A 10315-nucleotide genomic window follows, 5' to 3' on the forward strand; every position below is an offset into this window, starting at 1 on the left:
CAATACCGGCAGATGCCGCATCTCCCCTTCCTTCACCGATTTCCGGGGTCGCGTGCCAACCTCGGCCATCGACCGGCCGGTCCGTGCGGCGTGCCGTCCATGCGTACGATCGTCGCCATGCCCAGGGAAGAATGGCCTACGGACGGTGACGCCACCGCGGTCGTCGAGCGGATCCCGGCGCAGCGCCGCAGGCGGCGCAGCGCCCCGGACACGCCCACGAAGCCGCCCTCACCTGCGCCTTCGTCGAAGCGGATGAGCCGGAAAAAACGGATCTGGCTCATCGTGGCCGCGTCACTGGTGGTGATCATCGGCGGCTCGATGCTCGGTGTCAGCCTGTGGTTGCGGTCCGTCACAGGCGAGGTCAAGCGGGTCGACGCCTTCAGCGAGGTGCCCGAGGCCGACCGGCCGCAGAAGGCGGAGGGCGCCAAGGGCGCGATGAACTTCCTGCTGCTGGGCAGCGACACCCGCGACCCGGAGAACCAGGGCGGCTCGCGCAGCGACACCATCATCGTGCTGCACCTCGACAAGAACCGGTCGAAGGCGCAGATGGTGTCGATCCCCCGCGACACCTGGGTCTTCGTGCCGAAGTCGAAGAACGGGCAGTACGGCAACACCAACGCGAAGATCAATGCGGCCTACGCCTGGGGCGGGGTGCCGCTCACCGTGCAGACCGTGGAGCGGTTCACCGGCGTGCGCATCGACCACGTCGCGATCGTCGACTTCTCCGGCTTCCGGGAGATCGTCGACGCGCTCGGCGGCGTGGAGATCGACGTGACCGAGAGCTTCACGTCGACGCACTCGCTGAACCCCGACGGCAAGCGGCGCTTCGAGAAGGGCGTGCAGACGATGGACGGCGCGGCCGCCCTCGACTACGCTCGCGAGCGCTACGCGTTCAAGGACGGCGACTTCGCCCGCATCCGCCACCAGCAGCAGGTCATCAAGGCCATCCTGAACAAGGCGGCCTCCGGCGGCACCCTCGCGAACCCGGCGCGGCTCAATTCGTTCCTGCACGCGACGGCCGACTCGGTCACCGTCGACGGCACGCTGAACATCTTCGACATGGCGATGGAGCTGCGCAACCTGCGCGGCGACGACCTGTCGTTCTTCACCAGCCCCACCAAGGGCACGGGCATGATGGGCTCGGAGAGCGTGGTGCTGGCCGACGACGACAAGATCAAGCCGTTCTACGACGCGCTGCGCGAGGACCAGCCGCTGCCGGCACCGACCAAGTAACGCGACACGCGAAAGGGCCGCGGTTCCCCGCGGCCCTTTTTGTCGGGCTTCAGGTCAGCTGTTGCGCTGCCACAGCTCCCGCAGCGGCTTCCAGTCGGCGCTCGCCCCGTCCACGCACTCGCCCTCCATGTACATCCCGGCGTTGCCGTCGTTGCGGTTCCACCAGATGCCGCACAGGACCCGGTCCTCCTTGTACTTGAGCGCATACTCGACGTACTCGCCCTGCGCGCCCCTGCCGCTCGTCTTCGGGCCGGGCTCGACGAGGCCCGGCGCCAGGCTGTCGCCCGAGTTCGTGTAGAGCTTGACCCGGTACGCGCGGGCGGCGTCGCGCGCCTCCGCCGACGGATACTGCGCGAACTGGACCGACAGCCCGAAGTACCGGCAGTGGACGTGCCTCGACTCGTCGTCCGCGAGCTTGGGCCCGCGGGGCTCCGTGTCGGTGCGGCAGCCGCTGAGCTGCGTGAGCCACGGCGCCGCGAGCGGAGCGAGATCGCCGTCGAACTTCGGCTTGTTCTGCTGTTCCAGGCTCTGCTCGTAGCCGCTCGACGACGGGGGCGACGACCCGGCCGGGCTGCCGCCGGCCTGCGGATCGGCCTTCTTGCCGCCGAATGTGCCCGAGGCGCCGAGGAAGTAGCCGCCACCGCCGGCGAGCACGGCGACGACCACGGCCACCACGATGCTCCACAGCACCGTCCGGCCGCCCGACGGCTCGTCGAGGTCGGCGGCCGGCTCCTCCGGGGCGGCCGCGGTCCAGCCGGGCCTGGACTGCGCGGGCTGCGCCGACGGCCACGAGTCCCCCGCCGGCTGCGGCGGCACCGACACCGGCAGGGGCGGCACCGACACCGGCTGCGGCGGCACGGACACCGGCTGGGGCGGCACCGACACCGGGGCCGCCGCGTACCCCTGCGGCCACTGGCCGGGCGGCTGCTGGTGCGCGGCCGGTGCCTGCCCGGCGGTCCACGAACCGGGCGCCGGCTGCGGCGGCATCGGGCCGGGCTGCTGCTGCTGCGGATACTGGCCGGCCGGGCTCACGCCGGGCGGGGTCACCGCCGGGCCGCCACCCGTCCAGTACGGCCCGCCCGACGTCTGGCCCGCCGCGCCGGGCGGGCCGGAGACCGGCGGGAAGCCGGGCTGCGGGTACGGCGGCGCGGACGTCTGCCCGTACGGCGGGACGGACGCCTGGCCGTATCCCTGCCCGTACTGCTGCGGCGGCGGGCCGTACTGCGGCTGCCCGTGCTGCTGGGGCGGCCCGTACTGGGGCTGCCCGTGCTGCTGGGGCGGCCCGTACTGGGGCTGCTGTGACGGCGGCTGCTGGCCATAGGGTGTGGCGCCGGGCGTCGACGTCGCGGGCGGCGCCGGCTCGCCGGGAGCGGGCAGCCAGTTGGGCGAGACCGCCTCCGTCTGCTGCTCCCACTCGGGCTCTTCCGGCTCCGGCCGCTGCGTGGGCGGCACCGCCCACGGCGACGGCGGGCTGACCCCCTGCGGGTGCTGGCCGGGTCCTGGATACTGACGCGCCTCGTCACTCACGAGCCGCAGGGTACCAACGTACGGCCAGGAGTCCACAGGCCAGCACCCTCGCCGTCGGCACGCTACCCTGTCGCTCGTGCAGCTCGGGAATCGATGGACGGCGCGGATCCTCACCGTCGCCCTGCTCGGCCTGGCCGCGCCGGCGCTGCCGGTCCTCGGCGGGGTCGCCGCGGCGGCCTGCGGGCCGAGCTTCGGCGACCAGCTCACCGACACGCCGTGGCCGCTCGCCCGGCTGCACCCGGAGGCGGCCTGGCCGCTCAGCACGGGCGTGGGCGTGACGGTCGCGGTGATCGACAACGGTGTCTCGACCTCGCACCCGTCGCTCAAGGGCCAGGTGCTGCCGGGCAAGAACTACGTCGCCACCGGCACCCCCGACTGCGACCTCGTCGCCCACGGCACGTTCGTCGCCGGGATCATCGCCGGCCTGAAGCTGCCCAACACCGGCTTCTACGGCGTGGCCCCGGGCGCCAGGATCCTCCCGATCCGGGTCGTCGAGGACGACCAGAAGTCCCACGACACGAACCTGCCCAACGTCATCGCCGACGCCATCAACTTCGCGGTCGACAACGGCGCCGGGGTGATCAACCTCTCGCTGGTCACGCAGCCGACGCCGCAGCTGCAGGCCGCCGTGGCCCGCGCCCTGAGCCGCAACGTGATCGTCGTGGCCGCGGCCGGCAACGACGGGGCCTCGCAGACCGGCAACCAGCCGGCCTACCCGGCCGCCTACGACGGCGTGATCGCCGTCGCGGGCGTCGACGAGAACGACAAGCACGTGCCGACATCGACGACGGGCGACTTCGTGGACGTCGCCGCGCCGGGCGTGCGCATCCAGGGCCCCGCCCCGCAGGGCGGCGGGTTCGGCCTGCGCTCCAGCGGCGGCACGAGCTTCGCCGCGCCCTATGTCTCCGGCACCGCGGCGCTGCTGCGCGCCTACTACCCCACCATGACGGCCCGCGAGATCGCCGACCGGATCACGTCGACGGCCGACCACCCGCCGGCGGGCCGCGACCAGGAGGTCGGCTACGGCACCGTGAACCCGTACCGGGCCGTGGCCACCATCCAGGGCGGCGGGGGCGGCGCCGGGCCGGCGGCGAGCCGGGCGTCGCGGCTGGGCCCGAGCGCGGCCGCCACGAAGGACTCGCACCTGCCGGCGATCTGGACGACCCTGGGTGCCCTGTTGCTGACGGCGCTGGTGTGGGTGGGCCTGATCGCCCAGCGCGCCCACCGCCGCCGCCTGGGCACGGACGCGGCGCCCGCGTTCCCGCCGGCTTCCGCGGGCGGCGGGTCCTCCAGGCCCGGCTCCCGGCCGGGCGGCGGGGGTGGCGGCGGCGGCCGCTCACGCCGCGACGAGGCATCCAACGAGCTCACGGTGACCGGCCCAATCGTCCGCCGAGGCGCCCAGGCCCGGGGTCTGGCGGCCGCGGAGCGCCGCGGCCTGAGCATGCCGACGGCGTCGGGCGGCTCCACCGGCGGCCCACCGACCCGCCCGCACTGACCTCCCCCAGCCGCCCGCACCGACCTGCCCAGCCGCACCGCCGGGCCTGCCCGGCCGCACCGCCGGGCCTGCCCCGCGAACCCCTGCCAGCCGCACTCGCCGGACCCCGGCGTGCGGGCCCTCCAGCTGGTCGGACCGCGCGCATCTTCCCGCCTCCGACGCCGCACCACCCACCTCCCCCCGGCACCGCGCGTTCGGTGGGAACGACGACGGCCGATCCACTCGCGCTTCGAGTCGATCGGCCGATGCGTCTCGTGCGGTCGGTCAGCCCGTGGGCGGTGCCGCCGGCGGCTGGTCCTGCGGGCGCCCGGGCGGCGGGTTGCCGTACGCGCCCGTGTGGTCCGGCTGGGCCGCGAACATGCCCGAATGGCCCCCGACCGGTCCGGTGTGCTGACCCGTCGCCTGCTCCCAGCCGGCCGTCGCGGGCCCATCACCGCGCTGTGGCGGGCCGGGCGGCGGGCCGAACCCGTGCCCCGGCTGCCCGGTCTGACCGGCCGGCCCCGGCTGCCCGAAGCCGGCTGTTCCAGGGCCGCCCGGCGGGCCCGGGTGACCGAAGCCGGCCGTGCCGGGGCCGCCGGGCGGGCCTGGGTGACCGGAGCCGGCCGTTCCCGGGCCGCCGGGCTGGCCCGGTGGACCGAAGCCGCCCGGCCCGCCGGGCGGGCCGTAGCCGGGCGGACCGGAGAATCCGGGGCCGGGCGGGCCCGGAGGCGGGAAGCGGCCCGGCGGTGGCGCCTGCGGGCCGCGAGCGCGCCGGCGGGCCGCCGCGCGGACCGGCAGGATGATCGCCAGCGCGACCGCCAGGATGCAGAACAGCCCGACGCCCGCGGCGATCGCCGTGCGGACCGCGGGGGTGCCGAACGACTTGTCGGAGCCGGTCGGGGCGGTCGTGGCCGCGGTCGACGCCGAGGTTGCCGGGCCCAGCGGATCGGCGGTCACCGCCGGCACGTCGGCCGTCAACGCCGCCACCGGGTCCACGACGCCGTTGCCGAACACCGGGTCGCGGCCGGGCTGTCCCTTGTCCTGGGCCGTCTTGAACAGGCGGTTGACGACGTTGGCGGCGTCCATGTCCGGGTACTTCGACCAGATCAGCGCCAGGACGCCCGACACGATCGCGGTGGAGCCGCTGGTCCCGCTGCTCTGGCCGTAGCCGGACTTGATCTTCGATGTCGGGGCCGCGGCGACGAGGTCCTGGGCCGGAGCGGCGATGTCGACCGTCTCGTCGGCGATCGAGCCCGACCAGGCGGTGCCGTCGCGGTTGGTGCCGCCGACCGTGATGACGCCCGCATAGCTGCCCGGGATCGGGACCTTCGTGTCGCCCTGGGTGCGGTTGCCGCCCGCGGCGACGATGATGGCGCCCTTCGAGCGGGCGTACGCGATCGCGTCGATGTCCGGCTGGCGCGGGCCGCTCGTCGGGTTGGCGATCGACATGTTGATGATCTTCGCGCCGTGGTCGACCGCGTAGCGGATCGGCGCCGACAGGTCGGTCGGCTTCGCGCCCGGGTCGGCGGTCTCCTCGTACGGGATCGCGATCGGCAGGATCTTCGCCCGCGGCGCGATGCCGAGCGCGTGGTTCGCGCCGCCACCGCGCGCCGCGATGAGCGACGCCATCCGCGTGCCGTGGCCCTGCCGGTCGGTCGAGCCGTCGGCCTGCCCGGCGCCGGGCATCGCGACGCCCGGGAGCACCGCGCCGGCCAGGTCCGGGTGCTTCGCGTCGACGCCGCCGTCGATGACCGCGACCGTGACGCCGTCGCCCTTGGCGGTCTGCTGGGCCTTCACGACGCCGAGCGTGTCGAGGAAGTACTGCATCTCGCGGATCGTCTCGGCGTGGGCCGCGCCCGGCACGGCCAGCGCACCGGCGAGGCCGCCGAGCACGCTCATGACCAGCGCCGCCACCGCCGCGGTCAGGCGGTGCCGCCGGCGCGGGGCCGGCGGCGTGCCGTTCGTCCGTCCCATCAACCCAGCACCGAGGGCGGGGCCTCGCTGTCCGAGCCCCACACGTCCTCGTCCTCCTGCAGCCACGTGTTGTGGTCCTCGCCGTCTCCGTTGCCGTGTCCCGCGCCGCCGTGCGGCATCATGCCGAGGCCGCCGCGCGCGCCGCCCAGGCCCTTGCCGCCCGCGCCGCCGCCCTTGACGCCACCGCGTCCGGCGCCCGCGCCGGTGACCCCGCGGCCGGCACCCCCGCCGATGCCCATGCCGGGCATCATGCCGCCGAGCCCGCCCGCGCCGCCGGCCTTCAGGCCACCGGCACCGAGGCCGCCACCGCCGAGCCCGCCACCGCCGCCGCCGAGCCCGCCGACGCCGGGGCCCAGCCCGCCGGAGCCCGGGTTGCCGAGCCCGCCGATGCCGCCGCCGCCCGCGCCGGCCAGGCCGGTGCCGGGCGGGTCGCCGAGGTTGGGGTCGGTGGTGCTGGGGTTGGTGAAGTCCGGGTTGCCGAGATCGGGGTTCTTGCTCGGGTCGGTGATCCCGGGGCCGCCGATCTTCGGGTCGCCCATGCCCTTGCCGAGGTCCGGCACGCCGCCCGGGCCGCCCGGAAGCTTCGGGTCGGTCGGGTCGAACGGCTCGGGGTCGCGCGGGTCGTCGAAGCCGGTCGTGTTGGCGCCCGGCATGTGCGACATCGTGTTGGAGTGCTGGCCGGCCAGCGCCTGATAGGCGTCCTTGGCCTTGTCGTCCTGGGTGGAGATCCAGTCGCGCAGCTTGTGCGACGCCCAGTCCCAGGTGAAGAACTCGCGCGCCTCGTCGTACCACTTGTTGCCGTAGACGGGCAGCAGCGTGTCGTAGATGCCGCCGGCGAACCACGGGCCGGAGACCTTGCCGTTGGCGATGTACCCGTTCTTGGCGGCCATCACCTCGTAGGCCATGTCGTCCGGGATCGGGATCTTGTCGATCGCCGTGCGCAGGTTGCCGGCCGCCTGGTCCAGGTAGTGCGGCAGGTTGTCGAGCTCGCTGTAGATCCCCTTGATCTTCTTGATCATGTCGGAGATGTGCCGGCGGTACTCCTCGCCGCCCGCGCCCTTCCAGTGCTCGAGGTCCTTGTTGACCTCGGTCAGGACGCGCTCCACCTCGTGGACGCGGCGCAGCAGCTCGCGCCACTCGTCGGCCGCCTGCTCGATCGCGGCCGGGTTGCCGGGGATGACGACCATCGCGATGACGTCTTCCCAGGACGGGTCCTTCTCGTTGGCGTACGCCGTGCCGAACGTCGAGGCCCAGAATCCGTTGTTGCCCTCGTTGGGGTTCTCGTACTGCGTGGTGCCCAGGTCCCCCGGGTCGGTTCCGCCACCCATGTCAGCCGCCTACACCGCCGTCGTCTTCGGGTTGCCCGAGCCGGACCCGTCGAGCGGGCCGGGCGCGAGGATCTGCACGTCGTCGTCCTCGTGCGGCTCCTGCGCGATCGGCGACGTCGGGTTGGTGTTGTCCACCGCGTCCTGGTCCTTGACCTTGTACGTGCCGGTGCCCTCGTCGAGGAGCCGCTTGATGTCGGCCATGCTGGCCCGGTTCTGCTCCTCGGTGCTGCGGTAGTTCTGCGCGATCTTCTTGGTCGGCTCGATGAGCTCACCGATCGTCTTGGCGAGGTTGTGCAGGCTCTCGTTGACCGACTTGTAGGCCGAGCTCGCCTTGGCCTGGACACCGTAGGCGCTGTAGAAACCGCCGAACGGGGTCGCCTGGGCGTTGAGCTTGACGTCCACGTCGTCCATGTCGACGCCGCTGACGTCGAGGTGGGCCTTGATGTTCGTCATGTAGCCGATGCAGTCTGTCTCGACGTACCGCTGGAGCGTGTCCAGGAGCGGCGGCAGCTTCTCGATCTGCTCGACGTCGACCTTGGAGTTCTCGGGCAAGGCAACCAACGTGACTCGCCATCCTCTCGCTCATGCGCTCGCTCGTGCCCGATGAGCGCTTTCCCCGTGAAGCCGATCGGCGTGGCACCAGAGGCGCCACGCCGATCCGGACTGGGTGGCCCGCCGAGCCGAACTACCGCCAGACCCGGGCGTTGTTCATCTCGGTCGTGATGTAGTTCTGCCGCGCGATGCCGACGCCGCCACCGATCTCGTTGAGCAGCGCGTTCATGTCGGCCACGGCCGAGTCCCACGCCGCCTGGTGCTGGTTGTAGGCCTCGCGGTCCTGACCGTCCCAGGTCATCGACTGCAGCTTGCGACGCAGCGTGTCGAGCTCGGTGTCGATCGTCTTGGAGATGGCCTGGATCTGGGCCGAGGCCTGGTCCATCTTCTCGTAGTTAGTCTCGAAGTACGTCATCGAAGGAACCCTCCGCTCTCGGCCGTCAGTAGTTCAGCGCGGTGTTGTACTTGTTCATCATCGCGGCCTGCTCTTCCTCGTTGGCCTGGTGCGTGTTCGCACCCTTGTCGAGGAGGTCCGCGATGTCGCTGAGCGCCTTGAGCAGCTTGTTCGTGTCGCCGTCCCAGCGCCGCATCACCGACTCGAAACCGGCTGAGGCCTGGCCCTTCCATGCGGCGACAAGGTCGTCGATCTGGTTGCGCAGATCGGACAGCTTGCCGTTGACGGTGTCGTGCGTGCTGCGAACGTCCTTCGCAGCAGCGTGCATGGTCGCAGAATCGACTCTCATCGGCTGCGTCACGCCAACTCACCCCTTCCTGGATTGTCCCGCGGGACAAGACACCCGGAGCAACCCCCGTACGGTGGCGCCGCGGTCATCGACGTTGGTGTTTCCAATGCGACGGTATCGGACAATGGCAAGGTCGCGCAGCCCGCGACCGTTGACATCATTACACAGGATCGATCCATGCGGTCTGGACGAGCTGGCGGCCGTCGCTCCTGCGCACGAGGGTACCGCGCCCCGGCGGCTGCGGGCTGGGTCGAAGATCACCGAACAGCGGCCCCTCCTCGCGGTTGCCCGACATGAGGAACCCCGGGGCGTCCAGCTCCCGCAGGCGCTGGATGACCGGTTCGTACAGGGCCCGCGCCGCGCCGCCGACCCGGCGGGTCAGGATGAGGTGCAGCCCGACGTCGCGCGCCTGCGGCAGCAGCTCCAGCAGCTGCGAGATCGGGTTGTTGCCGGGCAGCGCCACCAGGTCGTAGTCGTCGACCAGGATGTAGAGGTCCGGGCCCCGCCACCAGCTGCGGTTGCGCAGCTGCTCGGGCGTCACGTCGGACCCGGGCAGCCGGGCCTGGATCGCGCCGCGCAGGTCGCCGATCATCCCGCCGAGCGCCGAGTGCGACGGCGCATAGTCCAGGAGGTACTCCTGGTCGACCACGCCGAGCAGGCTGCGCCGGAAGTCGGCGACGAAGATCCGCGCCTCGTCGCGCGTCTTGGTCTCGATGATGCTGCGGGCGATGAGCCGCAGCAGCGCCGTCTTGCCCGACTCCGCGTCGCCGAGCACGATCAGGTGCGGCTCGGCCGCGAAGTCGAGGTGCACGGGCGCGAGGTGCGTCTCGTTGATGCCGATCGGCACGCCCGACTGGGGCCGCTGCGCGACGAGCTTCGCCAGCTCGGTCACCTGCAGCACCTTCGGCAGCAGGCGCACCGGCGGCGCCGGCTGGAACGGCCACGCCTCGCGCACCTGGCGGATTAGGTCGGCGGCGCCGGCCGCGAGGTCCTCGACCCCCTCACCGCCCTCGATGCGCGGCAGCGCGGTGAGGAAGTGCAGCTTGTCGCCGGTGAGGCCGCGGCCCGGGGTGCCGGCCGGCACGTTCTGCGCGGCCCGCCGGTCGATCTCGGACTCGGCCGGGTCGCCGAGCCGCAGCTCGACGCGCGTGCCCATCAGGTCGCGCAGGTTGCTGCGCAGCTCGGCCCAGCGGTTCGCGGCGATGACGACGTGGATGCCGAAGCCGAGCCCCCGCGCGGCGAGCGAGGTGATCCGCGGCTCCAGCTCCTCGTAGTGCTCGCGCACGGTGCCCCAGCCGTCGACGACGAGGAACACGTCGCCGAACGGGTCGTCGGCGATGTCGCCGGCGTTGCGGGACCTGCGGTACGCCTGCATCGACTCCACGCCGAGCTCGGTGAACCTGGCCTCGCGCTCGTCGATGAGGGCCGCCACCTCGGCGACCGTGCGCCGCACGGCCTCGCCCTCGCGGCGGCCGGCGACGCCG

10 protein-coding genes are annotated in these 10315 nt (G+C 72.9%); 2 read left to right on the top strand and 8 right to left on the bottom strand.

All coding sequences use genetic code 11. The features are described 5' to 3' along the window. Positions 1 to 32: 32 nt before the first annotated feature. Positions 33 to 308, bottom strand: a complete 276-nt coding sequence (locus IEZ31_RS01610) for a hypothetical protein (protein WP_190248068.1) — start codon at positions 306 to 308, stop codon at positions 33 to 35. Here IEZ31_RS01610 and IEZ31_RS01615 point away from each other — a divergent pair. Next, positions 283 to 1233: an LCP family protein gene (locus tag IEZ31_RS01615; protein WP_229833959.1), complete on the top strand. Its 951-nt coding sequence runs from the start codon at positions 283 to 285 to the stop codon at positions 1231 to 1233. The genes IEZ31_RS01610 and IEZ31_RS01615 overlap by 26 nt on opposite strands. 54 nt (positions 1234 to 1287) lie before the next feature. On the opposite strand, the gene IEZ31_RS01620 is transcribed toward IEZ31_RS01615, so the two are convergent. After that, entirely contained in the window at positions 1288 to 2760 is a 1473-nt protein-coding gene (locus IEZ31_RS01620) for a hypothetical protein (RefSeq protein ID WP_190247874.1), read from the bottom strand. A gap of 76 nt (positions 2761 to 2836) precedes the next feature. Between IEZ31_RS01620 and mycP the strand changes: the two genes are divergently transcribed. Next, complete coding sequence (gene mycP / locus IEZ31_RS01625) at positions 2837 to 4255, top strand: type VII secretion-associated serine protease mycosin (RefSeq protein WP_190247875.1); 1419 nt, start codon at positions 2837 to 2839, stop codon at positions 4253 to 4255. A gap of 264 nt (positions 4256 to 4519) precedes the next feature. Here the strand turns inward: mycP and IEZ31_RS58110 are convergent, their stop codons facing one another. The 6 genes from IEZ31_RS58110 to eccCb form a co-directional block, all read right to left on the bottom strand. Beyond that, positions 4520 to 6208, bottom strand: coding sequence for a S8 family serine peptidase (locus tag IEZ31_RS58110; RefSeq protein WP_190247876.1), 1689 nt, complete (start codon positions 6206 to 6208; stop codon positions 4520 to 4522). Continuing rightward, positions 6208 to 7536: a WXG100 family type VII secretion target gene (locus IEZ31_RS01635; RefSeq protein ID WP_190247877.1), complete on the bottom strand. Its 1329-nt coding sequence runs from the start codon at positions 7534 to 7536 to the stop codon at positions 6208 to 6210. Before IEZ31_RS01635 ends, IEZ31_RS58110 begins: the two co-directional genes overlap by 1 nt. 9 nt (positions 7537 to 7545) lie before the next feature. After that, complete coding sequence (locus tag IEZ31_RS01640; RefSeq protein ID WP_190247878.1) at positions 7546 to 8088, bottom strand: DUF2563 family protein; 543 nt, start codon at positions 8086 to 8088, stop codon at positions 7546 to 7548. 133 nt (positions 8089 to 8221) lie between these two features. Next, positions 8222 to 8503, bottom strand: coding sequence for a WXG100 family type VII secretion target (locus IEZ31_RS01645; RefSeq protein ID WP_190247879.1), 282 nt, complete (start codon positions 8501 to 8503; stop codon positions 8222 to 8224). A gap of 25 nt (positions 8504 to 8528) precedes the next feature. Further along, positions 8529 to 8843: a WXG100 family type VII secretion target gene (locus IEZ31_RS01650; RefSeq protein WP_229833961.1), complete on the bottom strand. Its 315-nt coding sequence runs from the start codon at positions 8841 to 8843 to the stop codon at positions 8529 to 8531. A 148-nt stretch (positions 8844 to 8991) separates the two neighbouring features. Next, a partial coding sequence (eccCb, locus tag IEZ31_RS55985) for a type VII secretion protein EccCb (protein WP_229833963.1) occupies positions 8992 to 10315 on the bottom strand: 1324 nt, incomplete at its 5' end.

Source organism: Dactylosporangium sucinum, from assembly GCF_014647515.1.
Classification (GTDB): domain Bacteria; phylum Actinomycetota; class Actinomycetes; order Mycobacteriales; family Micromonosporaceae; genus Dactylosporangium; species Dactylosporangium sucinum.

Coding starts and splice junctions, on each gene's coding strand:
- IEZ31_RS01635 (WP_190247877.1), bottom strand. CDS start 7,536: ATGGGTGGCGGAACCGACCCGGGGGACCTGGGCACCACGCAGTACGAG.
- IEZ31_RS58110 (WP_190247876.1), bottom strand. CDS start 6,208: ATGGGACGGACGAACGGCACGCCGCCGGCCCCGCGCCGGCGGCACCGC.
- IEZ31_RS01645 (WP_190247879.1), bottom strand. CDS start 8,503: ATGACGTACTTCGAGACTAACTACGAGAAGATGGACCAGGCCTCGGCC.
- IEZ31_RS01610 (WP_190248068.1), bottom strand. CDS start 308: ATGATCACCACCAGTGACGCGGCCACGATGAGCCAGATCCGTTTTTTC.